This window comes from Arthrobacter sp. R-11, assembly GCF_049913155.1.
GTDB lineage: Bacteria > Actinomycetota > Actinomycetes > Actinomycetales > Micrococcaceae > Arthrobacter.
Genome location: NZ_CP183979.1, coordinates 811494 through 836328, shown reverse-complemented (window position 1 = coordinate 836328; position 24835 = coordinate 811494). Strand labels below are relative to the sequence as shown.

The window sequence follows — 24835 nt, the reverse complement described above, 5'->3', positions numbered from 1 at the left end:
GGGGTGCGTCCCCCGCCGGACAGGCGGATGGCTGAGGCTGCGGGCCAAAGGGGCCGCAGTCTTCAGGAGTGGCTGCCTTTCAGGAAGCGCTACGAGGCAATCTTGCCCTTGATGTTGGCGACCATCTTGGCCCACTCGGTGGCGGGATCGCCCTTGCCCTTGATGAGGGCCAGTTCAGTGGCACCCCAGTCGGCCCAGACCGCAGACATTTCCGGGATGGCAGGCATCGGAACGCCTTGGGCGCCGATCTCGCCGAAGGCCTTCACCACCGGGTCGGAGGCGGCCTTGTCGAAGGAGGCCTTCAGGGCTGGCGGCAGGCTTCCGGTGGCGAACATGGCGTCCTGGACGGCTTCGGTGGTGAGGTAGTTGACCACGAATTCGTTGGTGGCCAGGGCGTTGGCGCTCTTGGCGCTGACGAAGAAGCCGTTGACACCGATGAACGGCTGGGCGGGCTTGCTGCCGGTGGTGGGCAGCGGGTCGACGGCGAACTTGATGCCCTTTTTCTTCAAGTCCGGCACGTTCCAGGGGCCGGTGATGAAGTACGGGCTCTCGCCGGCCAGGAACTTTTCCTTGGCGATGTCGCCGGTGATGTTGGAGTTGAGCACCTTCGAGCCGGTGTCGCCCCATTCCTTGAGCTTGGCCGCGAATTCAGCGCCGCCCGGTCCGCCCAGGGCCAGCTGCTTGGGGTCGTATTCGCCGTCGGCGTTGGTCCCGAATACTGGAACGCCCATGGAGGTCTGCAGCGGGTACAGGTGGTACGGGTCGCCCTGTTTGGGATCAAGCCCGGCGAGGAACGCGTACTTTGCCTTGCCCGCAGCCACCGCCGCCTTGCCCTTGCCCAGGACCTCGTCGAAGGTGGTCGAGGCACTGTCCACGATCGCCGTGTTGCGGATCAGGCCGATGTTCTCGATCGCGTACGGTACGCCGTACACGGAGCCGTTGTACGTCATCGCACGGATGGCGGAGTCCTGGAACTGGGACTTTTTGTCGCCGAGTTCCAGCGGCGCGATCACGCCGTTCTGGACGAGCTTGCCCAGCCAGTCGTGCGGCCCGACCACCAGGTCCGGGCCCTTGCCCGTAGGCACCTGGGTGATGAAGTCGTCGCGTACGGCTGCGAAGTCCTTGATCACCAGCTTCACCTCGATGCCGGTGTCCGCCTTGAACTTGGCCGCCACGGCCTTCAGGGCCGGAGCGCGCTGGGCGTCGAGCCACATCGTGATCGTCGTGGCTCCGGCGGCGGCGAGGTCCTTCTTCGGTTCCGTACTTGCGGGGCTGCTCGGAGTCCCGCCACCGCACGCGCTCAGGCCCATCATGGCCGCAAACGCAGCGGCCCCCATGGTGAAGGTCCTGCGGCTAAGGCCAGGCTGCTCAGTGAAACGCACCATCATTGGTGTCCCTTCTGGATGTTTGTGGTGAGGCGCTGGGCGGCCGATGGCCATCGTCGCTGAGTCGCGGAAGTGAACCGCCTCACATACTGGAAACGCTTCCAAACTCTACTCAGAACTTTCGTGCTTGCCAACCGCCACTATCAGGAAAGCCAACCCACGCTGAAAAACCCGCCTTGCAAGCGCTTCCAGAAAATCGTCGTAATCTTTGTGCAAGCGTTTCCGCAAAATGCTTCGGAGCTGTCTAGAATGCACCATGTCTTCCATTTCATTCGCGGCTTCCCCAGCAGCCGCCACCGCCGCGGGGCACCCAGCGCTCGGCCCGCTCACGCACGTTCATGCCGCGGACTCCGACGACTCCTGGTGGCGTTCTGCCGTCATCTACCAGATCTACCCGCGGTCCTTCCGCGACGCGTCCGGCGACGGCGTGGGCGACCTCCCAGGCATCACCGCCGAACTGCACCACATCGCCGAACTGGGCGCGGACGCCATCTGGCTTTCCCCGTTCTACGCCTCCCCGCAGCGCGACGGCGGCTACGACGTCGCCGACTACTGCGCAGTAGACCCCCTCTTCGGCACGCTTGAGGACTTCGAAAACCTAAGCTCGCGGGCACGGGACCTCGGCCTGCGCGTCATCGTGGACCTCGTCCCGAACCACTGTTCCTCCGAGCACAGGCTGTTCCGCGCCGCGCTGGCCGCAGCACCGGGAAGCCCCGAGCGGGAGCACTTCATCTTCCGCGACGGCCGCGGCGAAAACGGCGAACTGCCGCCCAACAACTGGCAGTCCCACTTCGGCGGCACAGCCTGGACCCGCATCACCGAAGCCGACGGCACCCCCGGCCAGTGGTACCTGCACCTCTTCGACTCCAGCCAGCCGGACTTCAACTGGGACAACCCCGCAGTTGCCGCCGAGTTCGAACGCGTCCTGCGCTTCTGGCTGGACCGCGGCGTGGCCGGCTTCCGGGTGGACGTGGCACACGCCCTCGTCAAGGCACCCGGCCTGCCGGACTGGGGAGGAAAGGCCGACGGCGGTTCCTCCGATGGCTTCCCCGGCCACGAAGCGCCGATGTTCGGCCAGCCGGCCTTGCATGTCATCTACAGCCGCTGGCGCGAGGTCCTCGCGGAGTACGGCGATGACCGCATCCTCTGCGCGGAAGCCAACGTCGACCCGATCGAACGCATGGCCGCCTGGGTCGCCCCGGGGCAGCAGCACCAGGCCTTCAACTTCCCGTTCCTCGCCTCGCCGTTCGCGGCAGAGCCGCTCCGTGCGGTGGTGAGCCGTTCGCTGGCGGCGTTTGACGCCGTCGGCGCGCCCACCACCTGGGTGCTTTCCAACCACGACGTCGTCCGGCACGCCAGCCGCCTGGGCATGAGCGACCCCGGACAGGGTCTTGGTGACGGCATCGGCCCGGACCACCCTCAGCCGGACACGGCCCTTGGCCGCCGGCGGGCCCGTGCCGCTAGCCTCTTCATGCTCGCCCTGCCGGGCAGCTCCTACCTCTACCAGGGCGAAGAGCTTGGCCTCCCGGACAACACGGCGATCCCGGCCGATCGGCGCCAGGACCCCACGTTCCACCGCACGGGCGGCGAGCGGGTGGGTCGCGACGGCTGCCGCGTCCCGCTGCCCTGGCGCGCCGGGGAGGCCGCGCACGGTTTCAGCCCCACGGGCATGAGCTGGCTCCCCCAGCCGCGCGACTGGGACGTGCTCGCCCGCGACATTCAGGCCGCAGACCCTGCCTCGCACCTGTCCATCTACCGCCGTGCCCTGGAGCTGCGCCGGGAGTTCGGCCTTGGCACCGGTTCCTTGGCCTGGGCCGAGTCATGGTGCCGTCACGGAGCGCTTGCCTTCGTCAATGGCACTATTCTGGTGATGCTGAACCTCGGCGACGAGTATCTGGAACTGCCGGAGCTCGAAATCCTGCTGAGCAGCCAGCGCAAGGACGGCCGGGTCCTCGCCCCGGGCGAGGCCGCATGGCTCAGCCTCGAACCGCGGGCCTGAGCACGGAGAGCCGATAGAAGGACGGAGACTGCTGTGAGCGTGAGCATCCGTGATGTCGCGCACTCAGCCGGCGTTTCCATGGCCACGGTGTCGCGCGCCCTGAGCGGGCGCGGGAACGTCTCCGAGCGCAGCCGGCAGCGCGTCCTGGACGCCGCCGCCGAACTCGGATTCGTCCCGTCCTACAACGCCGCCAGCCTGGCCTCCGGACGGACCCGGAACATCGGCATCATGCTGCCAACCGTGCAGCGCTGGTTCTTCTCAAGTGTCCTGGAGGGCGCCTCCGGCGCCCTCCTCGAGGCCGGCTACGACCTCACGCTCTACACGACGGGCGAAGGACCCGGGCAGCGCCACAGCGTGCTGAACGATTTCCTCCTCCGCCAACGGCTCGACGGCGTGGTGGCCGTTTCCCTGGAACTCTCGCCGGACGAAGTGGAGCAGCTGCTACGGGTGAAGCGTCCTGTAGTGGGCCTGGGCGGGCCGATCCAGGGCATCGCCACCCTCCATATCGACGACGTCGAAACGGCGCGCCGTGCCACCCAGCACCTGATCAACCTGGGACACCGGGACATTGCGCACCTGAGCGGCTCGCCCGAGTTCGAGCGGGACTTCGCACTGCCGGTCAACAGGCGGGTGGGTTTCGAAACGGCCATGCACGACGCCGGGATCGCCGTCCGGCCGGAATGGCTGGTGCGCACCGACTTCACGGTTGCCGGCTCGCACGCCGTGGCGAAGCGGCTGCTGGCCGCGCCATCCGGGCGGCCGACCGCAGTCTTCGCCGCCTCGGACGAGATGGCGATCGGCGTCATCACCGCAGCGCAGGAGCTGGGCCTGCGCGTGCCGTACGATCTCTCGGTCATCGGCATCGACGGGCACGAGCTCGGCGAGGTCTTCGGACTCACCACCTTTGACCAGGCGCCGCGGCGGCAGGGAGCGGATGCAGTCCATATGCTGTTGCGCCAGCTCGACGGCGATGCCGCCCCCTTGGGCGACATCGTGGAGCCCGAATTCATCGTGCGCCGGAGCACCGCCACACCGCCGCAGCCGCGCTGAGACCCGCCCACGGGAGCCTGTTGGGACGGAGCCTGTTGGGACGGAGCCTGTTAGGGCGGGGCCGTCAGCGGGGGGCGCAGACGGGGCCGTGAATCCGTGCACGGGACAGCTCCCGTTCCATCGAAAGCTCCCGCTTCGCCATGGCGCCCGCATTTGCGCGGTCCTGCGGGAAAGGCCGCGATTCACCGGTGAAGCCGAATCCATGGCGGAGGTAGAAGGCTTTGGCCCGTTCATTGTCTTCATGCACTCCGAGCTCCAGCACTGCCACGCCGAGTTCTGCGCTGGCCACCCTGCAGGCTTCCTCGAGTAGTTCTTCGGCCAGGCCCAGGCCCCGGTAGGCCGGAGCAACGTAGACACTGAGAAGGATCGCCCTGCGCGGTTGCTCCCGCTCCTGCAATTCCTTGGGTACCACGCGCATGAGGCCGCGGACCCGCGGATCCTCCGGGCCGCCATCGGCCAACAGGGTGATGTTTGTGCCACTGGACATCATGGCCGCCCGCTCCTGCCACTGCGTATCCGTCTGGCGCCGGGCGGCCGACAGGGTCTCAAGGTAGGCCAAGGGGCTGTCGGCGAGCATCTCGAGCCGGACTGCCCGCAGCAGTTCCCAATCCTCCCGCCCCAGCCGGCGGATCCTAGCCACTAGCACCGCCCATGAACCGGACATAGCGCTCCAGAACCCCGGGCCAGCCTTCCTCGTACGACGCGCGGGTTCCCGCAGGGTCTTCCGCACCCTCCCAGCCCTCATGGACGAGCCGGACTTCGGTACCGCCGTCGACCGCCCGGAAGGCGACCCGCAATTCGGTGGACCACAAGGCGGTGCTTGCCGGGTACCAGCTTGCATGGAAGGACAGCGGCGGCTGCCAGTCATCGATGGTGCCCCACACGCTGGTCCGACCGTCCTCCGCGGTTTCCAGGATCAAGTTCTCTTCGAACTCCACATGCGAGCCGGCCCCGAAGACGCTGTGCTCCTCCATCGGCCACCACAGGTGCGGGTGGTCGGTGAACCCCATGAAGGCGTGTGCCACCGGCGCGGGAACAATGACGGTGAAGACGAGGGGTTCCAGGTCGAAGGCCTGGCCGCTCGGGCCGGGGCCCGGTTCGGGGTGGCTGAAAAGGCTGTCCATGGGCATCAACTCTACCGGGGCAGGCGGCGCGTGGCAGGTGCCGGGCACTCCGGATGGGCAGTGCTCACCATTGGCACACTCACCCGCCACTGCAAGACTCGCAAACAAGAGCAGAGCCCCACTTGGCGAGCGGAGCCGTTACGGCAAACCGCTGCCGAGGCCTGGTTCGCTGGCTTCGGGATCGCTCGGGTCCGCGCTCACAGTCGGGTCCCCACTGTAAAGGAGAAACATATGTGCAATGAACACTATGGCGCCCGGACGGCGGCTGCTGCCCCGGGCAATCCATTGAACCGCAGGCTCTTCCTCGGCGGCGCTGCGGCGGCTGCCGTGGGAGGGCTCAGCCTGCTGGGCGCCGGCCCCGCGGCCGCGGCGACCTCGCAGAACGGATGGCCTGCCTCCACCAGCCTTCCCCTCAGCACCTTGAGCGTGGGCGCCGTGACCTTCCCCCAGGGCGTGCGGAGCGGAGCACCACACACGATCCTCGGTTACGTTGCACGGCGCTTCAACAGCGAGGTCGAAACCCTCCGCAAGGGCGAGTGCTGGGGTTACAACTTCCGGAAGATCAGCGGGAGCACTTCCTATTCCAACCACGCCAGCGGCACGGCCATCGACGTCAATGCTCCCGAACACTTCCTTGGCGCCTCCGGCACCTTCAGTGCGGCCCAGGTCCATGCGATCCGATCCATCCTTTCGGCCTGCGACGGTGTGGTCCGCTGGGGCGGCGACTACAGCAACCGCAAGGACGAGATGCATTTCGAGTTGGTCAAGGGACCGGGCGATCCCGCTGTCGCGGCGCTGGTCCGCAAGCTTGGCGGAGGCTCTTCAACTCCCCCGCCGGCTACCGCGGCCCCCACCTGGCGGGTGGTCCGCCGCGGGCAGCAGGGCTACTTCGTGACCGCATTGCAGCGGCTGCTCCGCCAGCACGGCCGCCCGCTCACGGTTGACGGTATCTTCGGTTCCGGCACCGAGGCCCAGGTGGTCGCGTTCCAGAAATCCAGGGGCCTGGCAGCCGACGGCGTCGTGGGCGCAAAGACCTGGACTGCCCTGCAGCTCACCCGCAAGGAAGGAAGTAACGGCCACGCGGTCTTCGGGCTCCAGCACTGCGCCAGCACCAAGGGTTTCAGTACCGCGCAGGATGGCGTGTTCGGACCGAAAACCGCGGCCGCCGTTGTTGCCTTCCAGCGTTCCCGGGGGCTGGCCGCTGACGGCGTGGTGGGTCCGCGCACCTGGGCCGCGCTCGTCGCCTGAACCATTCGCCCCTTGCCACGGCCGAACAGGCCCTATCAACACCAAAATTCGGTCAGCCGCCCGGCGAGGGCCCGGCCTTGCTCGTAACCGGCCCGCGCGGCGGGCGGACGCAGGGACAGATCCATGGCGTTGGCGCCGAACATGTGCTCGGAGTCGCTGTCAGGGAAGATCGTTTCGACTTCGCTGCCTCCAGCTCGTAGCTCGTCGAGCTGTGCTGCGAGATGCATTCCCCAGTCCAGCGGCGTCCTGGTTCTGCCGCCGAATGGCGACAGAACCAGGACGCGTGCGTATCCGGCTGCCAGATCGGCATTCTCGTTACGCCGGTAGCCGCCGTCGATGTAATGCCTGTCCCCGATCCTGTAAGGGAAGCCGCTGGCACAGCTGGCGGCGACGGCGTCCGCCAAGTCGACGCCGCTCTGGCGGTCGAACACCACCGGTTCACCGTTCAAGGCGTCGACCGCAGTGATGAGCACCGTCTGTTGCGGCCAGAGCTGGACGGGCAGCCGCGCGGCGACAGTAGCGCGCCACCGCTTTTGCACGGAATCGTCCGACGCCGTTTCCATCCCGAGTGCCGCCGCGCCCATTCTGCGTCGCATGTCGGCCGCGTCCACGGCGGCGGCGATGATACGTGCCGTCCTCTCCAACTGGTCCGCTACGTGCCCGGTGCGGGCGCGCCCATTGTCGGAACCGAGCGGAGCCGTACGTTGCAACGGTGCGGCGGCAAAGATGGCGGTAAGCAATTCAGTCGGGCTCGCACCAGCTATCTGGGCAGCAGCCGTCGATCCGGCCGAGGTGCCAATGACGAGATCGGCCCCGGTCACATCCAGTCCGGCATCGAACAGGCCTGCGATGACGCCGATCAGCCACGCGTTGCCTGTCGAGCCACCCCCACCGAGGACCAGCGCCCGCTGGCCTGCGGCGCGCACCCGTTTTGTGGCGTCGAGCTGCGGCTGTTCCCGCTCGGGGGCTGGGCTGTCGGAAGGTGTCGTCGAGTCCGAAGACGTCGTCGAGGTGGGGTGCGGAGTTGAAGAAGGTGTTGTGTTCATGGGAGTCGCCTCTCGAGGATTGCCTGGATGGCGCTCCCGACGGCGGCTACTTCAGTCGCGCGATCGTGGACTGCAAGGGAGCACCCATTACGGATACTGCGTTCATGGGTCTCACCTCCTGCCAAAGGATCACGATCACCCGAATGATTGCACACTAGTATTGCGGCATGCAATCGGCGTCACGCCGGCCGCTGTGCCCTGTCGAAGGCCCCCTCCTCCGTGCAGGGCCGTGAACGGCTCCGTTGAGGCCTTCGGGCACCATGTTGGCGCATGCGCGTTAAACAGCTCAGGCCCTGACCGTCGTGGTCAGGGCCTGAACTTCTAAAGTATGTCCGGCGGTGTCCTACTCTCCCACACCCTCCCGGGTGCAGTACCATCGGCGCTGTGGGTCTTAGCTTCCGGGTTCGGAATGGGACCGGGCGTTTCCCCCACGCTATGACCGCCGTAACCTTGTTACCCGTCCCCGCGTGTGTGCGGGGTGGGAAGACTGTTGGTTACCAGGTGTTGCTGGTTGTATTCGGTTGTCCGGTGGTGTGCCGGTTTGGTTCCTGGGTTGTTGTCCGGGAACCACATAGTGGACGCGTAGCTTTTGATGTTTTTGTGTGGTGTAAGTTGTCGGCCTATTAGTACCGGTCGGCTTCGACAGTCGTTGGTCCTGTCTTCCACGTCCGGCCTATCAACCCAGTGGTCTGGCTGGGGGCCTCTCACACACGAGGTGCATGGAAATCTCATCTTGAAGCGAGCTTCCCGCTTAGATGCTTTCAGCGGTTATCCCATCCGAACGTAGCTAATCAGCGGTGCACTTGGCAGTACAACTGACACACCAGAGGTTCGTCCGTCCCGGTCCTCTCGTACTAAGGACAGCCCTTCTCAAATTTCCTGCGCGCGCAGCGGATAGGGACCGAACTGTCTCACGACGTTCTAAACCCAGCTCGCGTACCGCTTTAATGGGCGAACAGCCCAACCCTTGGGACCTACTCCAGCCCCAGGATGCGACGAGCCGACATCGAGGTGCCAAACCATGCCGTCGATATGGACTCTTGGGCAAGATCAGCCTGTTATCCCCGAGGTACCTTTTATCCGTTGAGCGACGGCCATTCCACAATGTACCGCCGGATCACTAGTCCCGACTTTCGTCCCTGCTTGAGATGTCTCTCTCACAGTCAAGCTCCCTTGTGCACTTACACTCGACACCTGATTGCCAACCAGGCTGAGGGAACCTTTGGGCGCCTCCGTTACTTTTTAGGAGGCAACCGCCCCAGTTAAACTACCCATCAGGCACTGTCCCTGACCCGGATCACGGGCCGAAGTTAGATGTCCAAAGTGACCAGAGTGGTATTTCAACGATGACTCCACCCGAACTGGCGTCCGGGCTTCACAGTCTCCCACCTATCCTACACAAGCCACTCCGAACACCAATACCAAACTATAGTAAAGGTCTCGGGGTCTTTCCGTCCTGCTGCGCGTAACGAGCATCTTTACTCGTACTGCAATTTCGCCGAGTTTATGGTTGAGACAGCGGGGAAGTCGTTACTCCATTCGTGCAGGTCGGAACTTACCCGACAAGGAATTTCGCTACCTTAGGATGGTTATAGTTACCACCGCCGTTTACTGGGGCTTGAATTCTCAGCTTCGCTCCGAAGAGCTAACCGGTCCTCTTAACCTTCCAGCACCGGGCAGGAGTCAGTCCGTATACATCGTCTTGCGACTTCGCACGGACCTGTGTTTTTAGTAAACAGTCGCTTCCCCCTGGTCTCTGCGGCCCTTGCCCGCTCCACCCAGCAAGTGGGTCTCACGGTCCGGGCCCCCCTTCTCCCGAAGTTACGGGGGCATTTTGCCGAGTTCCTTAACCATAATTCTCTCGATCGCCTTGGTATTCTCTACCTGATCACCTGTGTCGGTTTGGGGTACGGGCAGCTGGAACCTCGCGCCGATGCTTTTCTAGGCAGCATAGGATCACCGGATCCCCCCATGCGGGGGTCCCATCAGATCTCAGCCTGCATGTTCCACGGATTTGCCTATGGAACGGCCTACGTCCTTAGACCGGGGCAACCATCGCCCGGCCCGGCTACCTTCCTGCGTCACACCTGTTAATACGCTTACCTCCCGGGATCAGGTCCCGCGCTCCACCAAAACCCACACACCCAAAGGGTGATAGGGCAGGTTTCGGGCGGTTAGTATCCCCCGCTTGGTATGGGCGGTTCTTCGCCGGTACGGGAATATCAACCCGTTGTCCATCGACTACGCCTGTCGGCCTCGCCTTAGGTCCCGACTTACCCAGGGCAGATTAGCTTGACCCTGGAACCCTTGATCATTCGGCGGACGGGTTTCTCACCCGTCTTTCGCTACTCATGCCTGCATTCTCACTCGTGTAGGCTCCACCACTGGTTCACACCGCAGCTTCACCGCCCACACGACGCTCCCCTACCCATCCACACCCCTGAACCACGAAGGCTAGGAACATGTGTGAATGCCACAACTTCGGCGGTGTACTTGAGCCCCGCTACATTGTCGGCGCGGAATCACTTGACCAGTGAGCTATTACGCACTCTTTCAAGGGTGGCTGCTTCTAAGCCAACCTCCTGGTTGTCTAAGCAACTCCACATCCTTTCCCACTTAGCACACGCTTAGGGGCCTTAGTTGGTGGTCTGGGCTGTTTCCCTCTCGACTATGAAGCTTATCCCCCACAGTCTCACTGCTGCGCTCTCACTTACCGGCATTCGGAGTTTGGCTGACGTCAGTAACCTTGTAGGGCCCATCGGCCATCCAGTAGCTCTACCTCCGGCAAGAAACACGCAACGCTGCACCTAAATGCATTTCGGGGAGAACCAGCTATCACGGAGTTTGATTGGCCTTTCACCCCTACCCACAGCTCATCCCCTCCATTTTCAACTGAAGTGGGTTCGGTCCTCCACGACGTCTTACCGTCGCTTCAACCTGGCCATGGGTAGATCACTCCGCTTCGGGTCTAGATCACGCCACTACACTCGCCCTGTTCAGACTCGCTTTCGCTACGGCTACCCCACACGGGTTAACCTCGCGACGTAACACTAACTCGCAGGCTCATTCTTCAAAAGGCACGCCATCACAACAACAAGGCTGCTCTGACGGATTGTAAGCACACGGTTTCAGGTACTGTTTCACTCCCCTCCCGGGGTACTTTTCACCTTTCCCTCACGGTACTGGTCCGCTATCGGTCATCAGGAAGTATTTAGGCTTATCAGGTGGTCCTGACAGATTCACACGGGATTTCTCGGGCCCCGTGCTACTTGGGAACACTCACCAGGGCGGCACAACACATTACGGCTACGGGACTCACACCCTCTCCGGCCGGCCTTTCAAAACCGTTCGCCTATGCACGCACACACACCCCGCCGGTCCGGCAGAACCAGCACGCAACTGCCCCACAACCCCGCCCACGCAACGCCCGCCGGCTATCACACATGGGTCGGTTTAGCCTGATCCGCGTTCGCTCGCCACTACTAACGGAATCACTGTTGTTTTCTCTTCCTGCGGGTACTGAGATGTTTCACTTCCCCGCGTTCCCCCCACGCACCCTATATATTCAGGTACGGGTCACACAATCACCGAAAACGGCGTTGTGCGGGGTTTCCCCATTCGGACATCCTGGGATCACCGCTCGGTTATCAACTCCCCCAGGCTTATCGCAGATTCCTACGTCCTTCATCGGCTCCTGATGCCAAGGCATCCACCGTGTGCCCTTAAAAACTTGACCACACAGATCAAAAAACTTCTAAACAAAATTGCTTACAAGATGCTCGCGTCCACTATGTAGTTCTCAAACAACAACCCCAACCCCCACACCCCACACACACAAACCATGCGCATGATCGGCAAGGACAGGAAAACCAGAAACCCCAGAACACCCCCACAAAAAGGGGCGCCCCTGACGGGCCCGGCAACTCATCGTTGCAGGTCCTGTTGCCTCAGGACCCAACAGTGCACCAAACACAACCCACGACAGTCCGCACCCCGCAGCGTTCCCAACACCCACACCCCAAAAGGGCACAGACACCGTACTAACCACAGGACACAACCACCAAGGCCATGCCAAAACCAGTTTGATTCGTTGATATTCCACCCATGAGCACCCACCGCAGAACAGACGCCTGCGCAATGGGCTGTACTCCTGACCCCCGGACGGCGACCATGCAGCCACCACCACAAAAGGGCAGTTGCTCCTTAGAAAGGAGGTGATCCAGCCGCACCTTCCGGTACGGCTACCTTGTTACGACTTAGTCCCAATCGCCGGTCCCACCTTCGACGGCTCCCTCCCACAAGGGGTTAGGCCACCGGCTTCGGGTGTTACCAACTTTCGTGACTTGACGGGCGGTGTGTACAAGGCCCGGGAACGTATTCACCGCAGCGTTGCTGATCTGCGATTACTAGCGACTCCGACTTCATGGGGTCGAGTTGCAGACCCCAATCCGAACTGAGACCGGCTTTTTGGGATTAGCTCCACCTCACAGTATCGCAACCCATTGTACCGGCCATTGTAGCATGCGTGAAGCCCAAGACATAAGGGGCATGATGATTTGACGTCGTCCCCACCTTCCTCCGAGTTGACCCCGGCAGTCTCCCATGAGTCCCCGGCATAACCCGCTGGCAACATGGAACGAGGGTTGCGCTCGTTGCGGGACTTAACCCAACATCTCACGACACGAGCTGACGACAACCATGCACCACCTGTGAACCAGCCCCGAAGGGAAGCCCTGTTTCCAGGGCGGTCCGGTCCATGTCAAGCCTTGGTAAGGTTCTTCGCGTTGCATCGAATTAATCCGCATGCTCCGCCGCTTGTGCGGGCCCCCGTCAATTCCTTTGAGTTTTAGCCTTGCGGCCGTACTCCCCAGGCGGGGCACTTAATGCGTTAGCTACGGCGCGGAAAACGTGGAATGTCCCCCACACCTAGTGCCCAACGTTTACGGCATGGACTACCAGGGTATCTAATCCTGTTCGCTCCCCATGCTTTCGCTCCTCAGCGTCAGTTAATGCCCAGAGACCTGCCTTCGCCATCGGTGTTCCTCCTGATATCTGCGCATTTCACCGCTACACCAGGAATTCCAGTCTCCCCTACATCACTCTAGTCTGCCCGTACCCACTGCAGAACCGGAGTTGAGCCCCGGTCTTTCACAGCAGACGCGACAAACCGCCTACGAGCTCTTTACGCCCAATAATTCCGGATAACGCTTGCGCCCTACGTATTACCGCGGCTGCTGGCACGTAGTTAGCCGGCGCTTCTTCTGCAGGTACCGTCACTTTCGCTTCTTCCCTACTGAAAGAGGTTTACAACCCGAAGGCCGTCATCCCTCACGCGGCGTCGCTGCATCAGGCTTGCGCCCATTGTGCAATATTCCCCACTGCTGCCTCCCGTAGGAGTCTGGGCCGTGTCTCAGTCCCAGTGTGGCCGGTCACCCTCTCAGGCCGGCTACCCGTCATCGCCTTGGTAGGCCATTACCCCACCAACAAGCTGATAGGCCGCGAGTCCATCCAAAACCACAAAAAGCTTTCCACCCCCCACCATGCGGTGAAAGGTCATATCCGGTATTAGACCCAGTTTCCCAGGCTTATCCCAGAGTCAAGGGCAGGTTACTCACGTGTTACTCACCCGTTCGCCACTAATCCCCGGTGCAAGCACCGGATCATCGTTCGACTTGCATGTGTTAAGCACGCCGCCAGCGTTCATCCTGAGCCAGGATCAAACTCTCCGTTGAAGTAAAACAAAAACAGACACAACACACCCAGGCCGGAAAAAGACCCGGACACGCTGCACAAAATTTGAAACCAGCTAAAAACCAGACCATCCACAGGGGCGGACAGCCCGGCAAATAACCAATTCATAAAAAATCGGTATCAACAAACTTGGCACACTATTGAGTTCTCAAACAACAGACACACCCGGCACCACCCAAACCAAACATTCAGGATCGCTCCGGAGCAACTTTTCAAACTTACCCGCTGACACTCATTCGGTCAAATCGGCGTTCCAGACTCGATGTTTCCGAGGAAAGCAAGTCATGCCCGCTGATCGCTCCTGTGGAGCAGCGCGGGTACTAACTATACCACCAGTCCCCGGGAGGCGCAAAAGGAGGGCCCGGAGGCCCTCCTCTTGCAAGTGAACACGCCGTACGCTGCCGCGGATTCCCTAGTGCGAAGCCCCGATTTGGGGCCTCCGGACGCCGCTTAGGCGAGCGCGAACCAGGAAGCTCCCAGCGGCGGCAAAGTGACCGTAAGGGCAGCCGGCTGCCCCTCGGCCCCGGGTACCGAGGCCAGCAGTTCGCCGTCATTGATGACACCCGAACCACCGAACTCCTCAGCGTCGGTGTTAAGCACTTCCTGCCAGGCGCCTTCGAAAGGAACCCCCAGCACGTATCCGTCGTGCGGCCCGCCGGAGAAGTTCACGGCACAGACCAGCGGCTTGCCGTCCTGATCCCAGCGGATGAACGTCAGCACGTTCCGGTCGGCGTCGCCGCCGTTGATCCATTGGAAGCCGCCGCTTTCGCTGTCGCGGGAGTAGAGCGCTGGAGTCCGGGTGTACAAGGCGTTCAGTTTCTTGGTGAGCAACTGCAGTCCGCGGTGGGACGGAATGTCGGCCAGGAACCAGTCGAGCCCGTGCTGCTCTGACCATTCCGCCTCCTGGCCGAATTCAGTGCCCATGAAGATCAGCTGTTTGCCGGGGTGCGCCCACTGGTACGCAAGGAAGGCGCGCAGGTTTGCAAGCTGCTGCCAGCGGTCACCGGGCATCTTCCGCAGCATCGACCCCTTGCCGTGGACCACTTCGTCATGGCTGATGGGCAGCAGGAAGTTCTCGGTGAAGGCGTACACCAAGGAGAACGTGACCGTGCCATGGTGCCAACGCCGATTCACCGGATCCTCGGACACGTACTTGAGGGAGTCGTGCATCCAGCCCATGTTCCACTTGAGTCCGAAGCCCAGGCCGCCGGAACTGGTGGGGGCGGTGACTCCCGGGAAAGCCGTTGATTCCTCGGCGATGGTCACCGCACCGGGGTGGGTCTTGTACACCGTGGCGTTGACCTCCTGGAGGAAGGAGATGGCTTCCAGGTTCTCCCTGCCGCCGTGGACGTTCGGGAACCACTGCCCTTCCTCGCGGGAGTAGTCGCGGTAGAGCATGGAGGCTACGGCATCAACGCGCAGGCCGTCGATGTGGAATTCCTCGAGCCAGTAGAGGGCGTTGGCAACCAGGAAGTTTCGGACTTCACGGCGGCCGAAATCGAAGATCAGGGTTCCCCAGTCCGGGTGCTCGCCCAGACGCGGATCTGAGTGCTCGTACAGGGCTTCGCCATCAAAGCGGGCCAGGGCCCATTCGTCCTTGGGGAAGTGCGCCGGGACCCAGTCGAGGATCACGCCGATGCCTGCCTGGTGAAGGGAGTCGACCAGGAACCGGAACTCATCGGGGTGTCCGAACCGGGAGGTCGGCGCGTAGTACGAGGTGACCTGGTAACCCCAGGACCCGCCGAAGGGGTGCTCCGCCACGGGCATGAACTCGACGTGGGTGAAGCCCAGCCACTTCACGTACTCCACTAGTTCCTTGGCGAGTTCCTTGTAGCCAAGTCCGAGGCGCCAGGAGCCAAGGTGCACTTCGTAGACGCTCATCGGCGAGTTATGCGGATCCTTGTTGGCCCGCTCGACCATCCAGGCCTCGTCCTTGAAGCTGTACCGCGACTCCACTACCCGGGATGCGGTGAGCGGCGGGACCTCGGTACCGAAGGCAAGGGGGTCGGCCCTTTCCACCCAGTGGCCGGACTTGGTGAGGATCTCGAATTTGTAGCACGCCCCTGCTACAACGCCGGGGACGAAGACTTCCCAGACTCCCGAGGAGCCCAAGGAACGCATCGCGTGTTCGCGTCCGTCCCAGGAGTTGAAATCTCCCTTGACTCGCACTGCCTGCGCATTCGGCGCCCAGACGGAGAATCCGACGCCGTCCACGTCGCCCAGCGAGGAACGGTAGCGCTGCACATGGGCACCCAGGGCATCCCATAGGCGTTCGTGCCGGCCCTCGCCGATAAGGTGCAGGTCCACTTCGCCGAGGGTCGGGAGGTAATGGTAGGGATCGTCGACGGTCACCGGGGCGCCGCCGTCGTACACGACTTCAAGGCGGTAATCCGGCACATGGCCGTGCTGCACGGGCTCCAGGACGGCGACCCACACACCGTCGGCCTCGTGGCTCATTTCGGTCCTGCCGGCTTCGGTGACAACCGTGACCGACCCCGCCAGGTGCTTGACCGTGCGGATGGTGACATGGCCGTGGTCGTCAAGGTGGGCTCCCAGAACGGAGTGCGGCGCGTGGTGCGCTCCGGCGGCCACGCGGGCCAGGGTGTTGCCATCGACGGGGAGCGGAACCCGTGGCCGTTCGGTGCGTGCAGAGCCTGTCATTTCTTCACCTTCCAATGTCGCCGCGGCGTGCGTGCCGGGGCTGGTACTGCCGAGGATTTGCCGCGAAGCGTTGACCGGGATGGGCAACCAGTCGGGCCTGTTGCGCAACTCGTAAACCACCTCGTACAAGGCCTTGTCCAGCCACAATGCCACAAACAGCGGTGAACCGCGGTCAATGGTTCCGGGCGTGACTTCGCTGTACCCGGACAGGAATGCTTCGGCGCAATCGCTGGCCCAGGAAGCAGGTACGGAAGTTCCGGGATTTTCGCGGACGGCGGCCCCGGCGGCGTAGTCGAAGGAGCGCAGCATGCCCACTACATCACGCAGCGGGACATCCGGAAGGGTACGTTCTTCAATGGGCCGCAGCGGCTCTCCCTCGAAGTCAAGGATCACCCAGCGTCCGGGCTCGCCGGCAGCATGCGGGGCCAGGAGGATCTGGCCCAGGTGCAGGTCGCCGTGGATGCGCTGCAGAGTGCCCGCCTTCTGGCCGGCAAGCCGGGAGAGCAGGGACTCGAGTCGCCCCCCATAAGGCCCGACGGCGGCGCCCGCTTCCGCCCAGGAGTGCCGGATGCGGCTGGCGACTGCCGGAGCGACGACGTGGCCGGGCTCCGCTTCGAGCTCGCTGCCGAAAGCCTCCGAGAGCCGGGAGTGGACAGCCGCCGTGGCCCGTCCGAGTTCCCGGGCTTGCTTCGTAAAGTCACGGCCTTCGGAGGCAGCCTCGACCGCAAGCCGCCAGGCGTCCTGGCCGTCCTTCACGAATTCGTGGGCGACCGCGAGTTCCGCGGAAAGGTGCGCCGTTCCCGTGTCCGTACCGGATGGCCAGCTTCCCGTGATCCAGCCCAGGGTGGCCGGAACCTCGCTGCTGCCGGCCTTCGTCAGCGCCACGCCGACTTCGATTTCCGGGTTGGAACCGGTGGACACCACCCGGTAGATCTTCACGATGCTTGCCGAAGCGCCGTCGTCCACAATCACCGAGGTGTTGGACTGCTCTCCCCCGAGGACCCGTACCTTGGCAGGAAACGAAGGCAGGCCCTGGCCGCCGGGCAAACGGTGGCCGCGGGCGGCCGTTTCGCCTGGCCCGGAAGTGCCGCTCTCCCCGATCAGCGCCAACCAGCTCTCAATGAATTCCGGGTCATAGGCGGCGTCGTAGACCCAGCGGGTTCCGCCGTCGTCGTCTTGGACGGATCCCAGAAGGGCCTTTTCGAGTTCCGGCACCGCTTCCGGGTGGAAACTCAGGGGCAGCTGGATGACATCGCTCTGGCGCGCGCCGCCGGCACCGGTGTAGGCGACGGACAGCAGGGTTATCTCGAAGGCGGCATCGCTGCCGGGAGCAGGCAGCGGGAACGAGGTGGTTTCGTCCATCGCGAATCCGCCGCTCTTCACGGGAAACCAGCGCTGCCGGGGCAGCCACTCGCGCAACAGACCGTCAAGGAGCTGCTTCGGCGCAGGGAAGTACATGTCAGCCTTCGATCGAGAGCACGGGGATGGCCTGGGTGTACGGGGCGGACCCCGTGGACCCGGGCGACCGGACCCGGAGCCAGAAGAAGTCGTGGCTGCCGAGCGTCAGGGTGAGCGTGCCGTCGGTTCCGATCGCGGGGAAGGGCTGTCCGCCGAAAACGTCCCGCAGGCCCCGCCCGGCGTACTCCGGGATGTCCAGGGTGGCCGACACCGGGTGCTGGGAGAGGTTGAAGACGCAGAGGATGGACTCCGGGTCTTCCCCCTCCACGTTCTCCTCGGGAAGTTCGCGCAGGTACGCCAGGACCACCTCGTGGTCCGCCGGGACGTGCCGGTACCCACCGAGCCCAAAGGCCGGGTGATTCTTCCTGACACTGAGGATCTGCCGGGTCCACCGCAGGAGGGAACCTGAGTGGGCGGCCTCGGCCTCCACGTTCGCCATCGAGAAGTTGTACACCAGGGACTGGATTACGGGCAGGTATAGCTTGCCGGGATCGGCGTTGGAAAAGCCGGCGTTCCGGTCCGGGTTCCACTGCATTGGCGTGCGTACGGCATCGCGGTCGTCAAGCCAGATGTTGTCCCCCATGCCGATTTCGTCGCCGTAATAGAGGAACGGCGAGCCCGGCAGCGAGAGCAAGAGGGCGTTGATGAGTTCGATTTCGGCGCGCGAGTTGTCCAGCAGCGAAGCGAGCCGGCGCCGGATCCCGATGTTGGCCCGCATCCGGGGGTCAGGCGCATACCAGCCGTACATTGCGGCGCGTTCGTCCGCGGTGACCATTTCCAGGGTCAGTTCATCGTGGTTGCGCAGGAATGTGCCCCACTGCGCACCGGCGGGAATCTCGGGAGTGTCCCGCAGGGTCTCGATAATGGGTGCGGCCTTTTGGTCCCGGAGGGCGTAATACAAGCGCGGCATGATCGGAAAATGGAAAGCCATATGGCATTCCGGCTCTTCCTCCGTGCCGAAGTAGTCCACGACGTCGTTGGGCAGCTGGTTTGCCTCCGCAATGATGACCCGCCCGGGGTAGTTCTCGTCCACCATCTTCCGCAGGTCCCGCAGGAACTGATGTGTTGCGGGAAGGTTTTCGCAGTTGGTCCCTTCTTCTTCGAAAAGGTAGGGAATCGCGTCCGCACGGAATCCGTCGATGCCCTGGTCGAGCCAGAAACGGACCACGTCGTAAAGTGCCTCGATAACTTTGGGGTTTTCGAAATTCAGGTCCGGTTGGTGCGAGAAGAAACGGTGCCAGAAAAACTGCCGCCGGATGGGATCGAAAGTCCAGTTCGATTCCTCCGTGTCGACGAAGATAATGCGGGCGTCCTGGTATTTCTCGTCCGTATCGCTCCAGACGTAGAAATCCCCGAAAGGCCCGTCCGGGTCTTTCCGGGACTCCTGGAACCAGGGGTGCTGGTCCGAGGTGTGGTTCAGCGGCAGGTCGATGATGACCCGCACGCCCCGGGCGTGGGACTCCGCCACGAGCCGCTTGAAATCGCTGATGGTGCCGAATTCGTCCAAGACCGAGGTGTAATCGGCGATGTCGTAGCCGCCGTCCCGCAAGGGCGAGTGGAAGAACGGGGGAAGCCACAGGCAATCGACGCCCAGCCACTGGAGGTAGTCGAGCTTGTCGATCAGCCCGTGGAAGTCCCCGGACCCGTCGCCGTTGGCATCCGCGAAGGCTCTGACCAGTACCTCATAGAAGACCGCCTTGCGGTACCAATGCGGGTCGTGTTGCAGGCCCGGTGCATTGAGTTCGAAAGTGTTCTTCGGCGTGAAATACGGATTGGAAGCTTGCGGACTAAAGCTCAATTGGCTACCTCCGGATGCTCAGGATGTGTGCCGGTTCCAGGTGTGCATCGAGCCGGACGTAGTTGTATTCGCCCCATTCCCAGCTTTCCCCGCTGATGAGGTCGTCCACCCAGAAGCGGCCGTTGGCCGTGACGTCCTCCGGGTCCAGCTCGAGCGCCGCCAAGTCCAGGGTGACGGTGCTTTCCCTGGCGCTGTGCGGATCGACATTGACCACGATGATCAAGGTGTCCTTGCTGCCGTCCGGCAGCGTCTTGTGCTTTGAGAACACCACTGTGGCGTCGTCGGTGCTGCGGTGCAGGGTGAGGTTCTGCAGGTCGCCGAGGGCCGGGTGGGTCCTGCGGATTTCGTTGAGCCGGGTGATGTACGGCGCCAAGGTATGGCCCGAGGCGGCAGCGGCGTCCCAGTCCCTGTTCTTGAATTCGTACTTTTCGTTGTCGATGTACTCCTCGGCGCCCGGGCGGGCGACATGTTCGTACAGTTCGTACCCCGCGTACACACCCCACAGCGGGCTGGCCGTCGCGGCAAGGACCGCACGGATCCGGAACGCCGCCGGCCCGCCGTACTGCAGGTACTCGGTGAGGATGTCCGGGGTGTTCACGAAGAAGTTGGGCCGGAAGTACGCCGGTGAAACGTGGCTGACCTCGTGGAAGTACTCCTCGAGTTCGGGCTTCGTGTTCCGCCAGGTGAAGTAGGTGTAGGACTGCTGGAACCCTGCGCGGCCCAGAGCGTGCATCATCGCCGGGCGGGTGAAGGCCTCGGCGAGGAAGACGACGTCGGGATGCTTCTTGTTGACCTTCGCGATCAGCCACTCCCAGAACCACACCGGCTTGGTGTGCGGGTTGTCCACACGGAAGATCTTCACGCCGTGGCTGACCCAGAGCAGCACGATCCGCAGGATTTCCTTCGACAGGCCCTCGGGGTCGTTGTCGAAGTTCAGCGGGTAGATGTCCTGGTACTTCTTGGGTGGATTTTCCGCATAGGCGATGCTGCCGTCCACACGGGTGGTGAACCATTCGGGGTGCGCCTCCACCCAGGGGTGGTCCGGTGCTGCCTGCAGGGCGAGGTCCAGAGCAACCTCGAGCCCGAGCTCGTTCGCCCGTGCCACGAAGGCGTCGAAGTCCTCGAAAGTGCCAAGTTCGGGGTGGATGGCGTCATGTCCGCCGGCCGCGGAACCAATGGCCCACGGTGACCCGGGATCCTGCGGCCCCGGGGTGAGGGTGTTGTTGCGGCCCTTGCGGTGCTGGAAGCCGATCGGATGGATGGGCGGCAGATAGATGACGTCGAAGCCCATGTCGGCGACGGCGTCCAGCCGCTTGGCGGCGGTGCGGAAATTACCCGACGTCCAGGTGTTGTCCGCGGGGTCGTACACCGCTCCTTCGGAGCGCGGGAAGAATTCGTACCAGGCGCCGCGCCCTGCGAGATCGCGCTCGACCAGGAGCGGGTACTTCTCGGACTCGGCCACCAGTTCCCGGATCGGGAGGCGTCCGACGACGGCGGCGACTTCTTCGCTGAATCCGGCGCCGAGGCGTTCCTCGACGGAGCGCGACGTGTCCGCGAGTCCTTCGGAAGCCGCACGAAGGGTGCGCTTGTCGGCGGCGGAGCGGCCGGCGTCGTCGGCTGCTCCGGACAGCAGTGCGGCACCCTCGGCGAGCATGAGCTCAACGTCGATGCCCGCGGGGACCTTCACTTCCGCGTTGTGGTGCCATGTGCCGTAGCGGTCGTGCCAGGCCTCGATCAGGAAGCTCCAATTGCCGGGGGCGCTTGGCGTGATCCGGCCCTCCCAGCGGTCGGTCCCCTTGCCCCGGTCCCCCGGCGGCGGGGCCAGGCGGACGCGCTGGCGCTCCTTGCCTTTGGGGTCCAGCAGCACTGCGGTGACGCCCAGCTGGTCGTGGCCTTCACGGAACACGGTGGCACCGACGACGATGTCTTCCCCCGGCAGCGCCTTCGCAGGGAACCTGCCTTCTTCGACTACGGGTTGGACTGCGGTGATCGGGAACCTCCCGAAACGGAGCCCGGCGGTGATATGTGCCTTTGCTTTCGCCTTGGCGGGGGCCTTGCCAGCTGCATTGGATCGCGGTGTTGCGGTAGTAGTCACAAGCTCGACGTTAGCGAGAAAAATCACGTTTCGCTAAGGTCCGGTACATATTCATTGATGACAGGTGTCATTTACCTAAAAGAAACCTGAAGCTGTTCCTGCGGCCGATTCGGTCGGTTAGTGTGGCGCTCGTGAAGGCAATTCGAAGGTTTACCGTCCGCACCGTCCTCCCCGAACCGATCCGGCCTCTGGCCCGTTTGGCGACCAATCTCCGCTGGTCCTGGCACCTCCCCACCCGGGAGCTTTTTGCCAGCCTGGATCCGGAACTGTGGGAAGAAAGCAAACATGATCCCGTCACTTTGCTGGGGTCGATCAGCCGTGAGCAGCTAGACCGCCTGGCTGCGGACGGCGGGCTGGTCGAGCGGGTGCGTAACGCCGTGGCGGACCTGGAGCGGTACCTCAGCGAACCCCGCTGGTACCAAAGCCTGGGCGAGGATGCACCCGCCTGCATCGCCTACTTCTCCCCGGAATTCGGAATCACCGAGGTCCTGCCGCAGTATTCCGGTGGCCTCGGCATCCTGGCCGGCGACCACCTGAAGGCGGCATCTGACCTCGGCGTCCCGCTGATCGGCGTCGGACTCCTTTACCAGGCCGGCTACTTCAAGCAGTCCCTTTCCAGGGACGCCTGGCAGCAGGAGACTTACCCGGTGCTGGACCCGGACGGCCTTCCCCTGACCCTGTTGCGCGAACCCTCCCAGGACGGCAGCGGCAGACCGGTGATCATCACTTTGCCGCTCCCCAACGGGCGCAAGCTGAACGCGCAGGTCTGGCGGGCCGACGTCGGCCGTGTTCCCTTGCTGCTGCTGGACTCGAACGTCTCCGGTAACGACGACGCCGCGCGCGGCATTACCGACCGGCTGTACGGCGGCGGTGGCGACCACCGGCTGCAGCAGGAACTGCTGCTCGGCATGGGCGGCGTGAAGGCGCTGCGCGCCTACCAGCGCCTCACCGGAACCCCTGCCCCGGAGGTCTTCCACACCAATGAAGGCCACGCCGGCTTCCTCGGGATCGAACGCATCCAGGAACTCATGTCCGCTGAAACCCCGCTTAACTGGGCTGAGGCACTCGCGGCCGGCCGGGCGTCCACGGTGTTCACCACCCACACCCCGGTTCCGGCGGGCATCGACCGCTTCGAGGCCGTCCAGATCCGCCACTTCTTCGAAGCCGGCCTGGCACCCGCGGTCCCGATGGACAAGGTCCTGGAACTGGGGCGTGAAAACTACGACGGCGGCAATCCGGCGGTGTTCAACATGGCGGTGATGGGCCTGCGGCTCGCCCAGCGTGCCAACGGCGTGGCCAAGCTCCACGGGGTGGTGTCCCGTGAAATGTTCTCCGGGCTCTGGCCGGGATTCGACCACTCGGAAGTGCCCATCACCTCTGTCACCAACGGCGTGCATGTTCCGTCCTGGGTGGACCCGCGGGTTTCCGAACTGGCCGGAACCCAGTTCGGTGCGGAGGCCGGGCAGCCCGGACACTGGGACCTGGCCTACAACGTCAGCGATGAAGACATCTGGAAGCTCCGCCGCGAACTGCGTGTTTCCCTGGTGGAGGACGTGCGGCGTCGGCTGCGGGCATCGTGGAAGAAGCGCGGCGCCGCCGACGCGGAGCTCGGCTGGACGGACACCGTCCTGGATCCGGACATCCTCACTATCGGTTTCGCGCGCCGTGTGCCCACCTACAAACGGCTTACCCTCATGCTGCGCGATCCCGCCCGGTTGAAGGCGTTGCTGCTGGACAAGAAGCACCCGATCCAGATCGTCATCGCCGGCAAGTCGCACCCCGCCGACGACGCCGGCAAGAAGATGATCCAGGACCTGGTCCGTTTCACCGACGACCCCCAGGTGCGACACCGGATGGTCTTCCTGCCCAACTACGACATCGCCATGGCCCGCACGCTCTTCCCGGGCTGCGACGTCTGGCTGAACAACCCGCTCCGCCCGCTGGAAGCCTGCGGCACCTCGGGGATGAAGGCGGCAATCAACGGTTCCCTCAACCTGTCCGTACTGGACGGCTGGTGGGACGAGATGTACGACGGCGAGAACGGCTGGGCGATCCCCACCGCCAACAACGGTGCCTCGTCCGAAGAGCGGGACGACATCGAAGCAGCGGCCCTGTACGAGCTGCTGGAATCCCAGGTTGCCCCGCGCTTCTATGGCTCCACGGTCTCCGAGCACGCAGGTGCCGCGGGTCCCTCGGAGTCCAGCCCGGAAGCCGTGCCCACGCACTGGGTCTCCATGATCAAGCACACCCTGGCCAAGCTGGGCCCCGCGGTGTCCGCCGAGCGGATGCTGCAGGACTACGTGAACCGGCTCTACTGCCCGGCCGCTGTATCCGGCCGGCGTGCCGCCGCGAGCTCCTTCAAGGAAGCGAAGGACCTTGCCGCATGGATTACCCGGGTCCGGAGCGCCTGGCCGCAACTGGTGGTGGAGCACGTGGACTCGGTCGGTGTTTCGGAAGAGCCCCGGATCGGCGACACCCTGCAGGTGAACGCCTACATCGCGCTCCGCTCCCTGACCCCGGACGACGTCAGCGTCGAAATCGCATACGGCCGCGCCGAGGAAAGCGATGAGCTCGACGACGTGACGGTGGCCGAGTTGACGGGTTTCGAGGAACTCGGCAACGGACGCTACCTGTTCTCCGGCTCCGTGCTGATCAACCGTTCGGGCTCGTTCGGCTACACGGTGCGGGTGCTGCCCAAGAACCCGGCCCTGGCGTCCAAGGCAGAGCTTGGCCTGATCGCCAACGCCTGAACCACCCCGGAAGGGGCGCCGGACCAGATGGTCCGGCGCCCCTTCCGTTTGAGTTCCTTTTGTATTCCTGGGGAATCCTGCGCGGAGATCGCTATTGCTGGAAAACGGCGATGATTGCCAGATCCCTGCCGGAGTACGCCTCGGCGTCCTGCAGGATTTCGCAAACGACGCCGAAGGAGCGGTCGGTGCGGTAGGCGGCCGGGACCTGCCACACCAGGGTGACCGGCGCCTGTCCGTCCTCTGAGAGGACATCCGCGAAGTCGTGGAGGGAATCGTTCAGGGCATCCAGGTTCACGCCGTAGTACTCCGGGAAGTCCAGGACCTGCCCGAAGACCTCCAGGACGGCCTGCTTGCTGGACGCCGGCGGAACCAGGACGGTGCGGCGGCCGGCGTCGGCGATCTGTTCCTGAAGCTCCTCAAGAGTCCAGGTGTCTGCGGAATAGATCTTCATGGCGTCCTAGAACTGACTT

General features: G+C 63.7%; 12 protein-coding genes and 3 rRNA genes. 4 read left to right on the top strand and 11 right to left on the bottom strand.

The window, feature by feature from the left end; all coding sequences use genetic code 11:
- Nucleotides 1-89: 89 nt before the first annotated feature.
- Entirely contained in the window at nt 90-1388 is a 1299-nt protein-coding gene (locus ACN9M4_RS03790; RefSeq protein ID WP_426302236.1) for a sugar ABC transporter substrate-binding protein, read from the bottom strand.
- A 253-nt stretch (nt 1389-1641) separates the two neighbouring features.
- On the opposite strand from ACN9M4_RS03790, the gene ACN9M4_RS03785 reads away from it, so the two are divergent.
- Nucleotides 1642-3384, top strand: a complete 1743-nt coding sequence (locus tag ACN9M4_RS03785) for a glycoside hydrolase family 13 protein (RefSeq protein WP_426302235.1) — start codon at nt 1642-1644, stop codon at nt 3382-3384.
- A 78-nt stretch (nt 3385-3462) separates the two neighbouring features.
- Entirely contained in the window at nt 3463-4434 is a 972-nt protein-coding gene (locus ACN9M4_RS03780) for a LacI family DNA-binding transcriptional regulator (protein ID WP_426303378.1), read from the top strand.
- A 64-nt stretch (nt 4435-4498) separates the two neighbouring features.
- Here ACN9M4_RS03780 and ACN9M4_RS03775 read toward each other — a convergent pair whose 3' ends face one another.
- The gene (locus ACN9M4_RS03775; RefSeq protein ID WP_426302234.1) at nt 4499-5074 is read right to left on the bottom strand and encodes a GNAT family N-acetyltransferase; all 576 of its coding nucleotides are present in this window, start codon (nt 5072-5074) and stop codon (nt 4499-4501) included.
- The gene (locus ACN9M4_RS03770) at nt 5067-5558 is read right to left on the bottom strand and encodes an SRPBCC domain-containing protein (RefSeq protein WP_426302233.1); all 492 of its coding nucleotides are present in this window, start codon (nt 5556-5558) and stop codon (nt 5067-5069) included. Before ACN9M4_RS03770 ends, ACN9M4_RS03775 begins: the two co-directional genes overlap by 8 nt.
- A gap of 231 nt (nt 5559-5789) precedes the next feature.
- On the opposite strand from ACN9M4_RS03770, the gene ACN9M4_RS03765 reads away from it, so the two are divergent.
- The gene (locus ACN9M4_RS03765; protein WP_426302232.1) at nt 5790-6806 is read left to right on the top strand and encodes a peptidoglycan-binding protein; all 1017 of its coding nucleotides are present in this window, start codon (nt 5790-5792) and stop codon (nt 6804-6806) included.
- 35 nt (nt 6807-6841) lie between these two features.
- Here the strand turns inward: ACN9M4_RS03765 and ACN9M4_RS03760 are convergent, their stop codons facing one another.
- The 7 genes from ACN9M4_RS03760 to ACN9M4_RS03730 all read right to left on the bottom strand — a co-directional run bounded on the left by ACN9M4_RS03760 (nt 6842) and on the right by ACN9M4_RS03730 (nt 21615).
- A complete protein-coding gene (locus ACN9M4_RS03760; protein WP_426302231.1) occupies nt 6842-7852 on the bottom strand; it encodes a patatin-like phospholipase family protein in 1011 nt (336 codons plus the stop codon).
- A 330-nt stretch (nt 7853-8182) separates the two neighbouring features.
- Nucleotides 8183-8299, bottom strand: a 5S ribosomal RNA gene (gene rrf, locus ACN9M4_RS03755).
- Nucleotides 8300-8454: 155 nt separating this feature from the next.
- A 23S ribosomal RNA gene (locus ACN9M4_RS03750) occupies nt 8455-11588 on the bottom strand.
- A gap of 471 nt (nt 11589-12059) precedes the next feature.
- Nucleotides 12060-13584, bottom strand: a 16S ribosomal RNA gene (locus ACN9M4_RS03745).
- Together the 16S, 23S and 5S rRNA genes form the textbook arrangement of a ribosomal RNA operon.
- A 469-nt stretch (nt 13585-14053) precedes the next feature.
- Complete coding sequence (gene glgB, locus ACN9M4_RS03740; RefSeq protein ID WP_426302230.1) at nt 14054-17722, bottom strand: 1,4-alpha-glucan branching protein GlgB; 3669 nt, start codon at nt 17720-17722, stop codon at nt 14054-14056.
- A gap of 1 nt (nt 17723) precedes the next feature.
- Complete coding sequence (gene treS / locus ACN9M4_RS03735) at nt 17724-19520, bottom strand: maltose alpha-D-glucosyltransferase (protein ID WP_426302229.1); 1797 nt, start codon at nt 19518-19520, stop codon at nt 17724-17726.
- 4 nt (nt 19521-19524) lie between these two features.
- Complete coding sequence (locus ACN9M4_RS03730; protein WP_426302228.1) at nt 19525-21615, bottom strand: alpha-1,4-glucan--maltose-1-phosphate maltosyltransferase; 2091 nt, start codon at nt 21613-21615, stop codon at nt 19525-19527.
- A 131-nt stretch (nt 21616-21746) separates the two neighbouring features.
- On the opposite strand from ACN9M4_RS03730, the gene glgP reads away from it, so the two are divergent.
- Entirely contained in the window at nt 21747-24365 is a 2619-nt protein-coding gene (gene glgP / locus ACN9M4_RS03725; RefSeq protein WP_426302227.1) for an alpha-glucan family phosphorylase, read from the top strand.
- Between the two features lie 91 nt (nt 24366-24456).
- On the opposite strand, the gene ACN9M4_RS03720 is transcribed toward glgP, so the two are convergent.
- The gene (locus ACN9M4_RS03720) at nt 24457-24816 is read right to left on the bottom strand and encodes a barstar family protein (RefSeq protein ID WP_426302226.1); all 360 of its coding nucleotides are present in this window, start codon (nt 24814-24816) and stop codon (nt 24457-24459) included.
- Between the last annotated feature and the right edge of the window lie 19 nt (nt 24817-24835).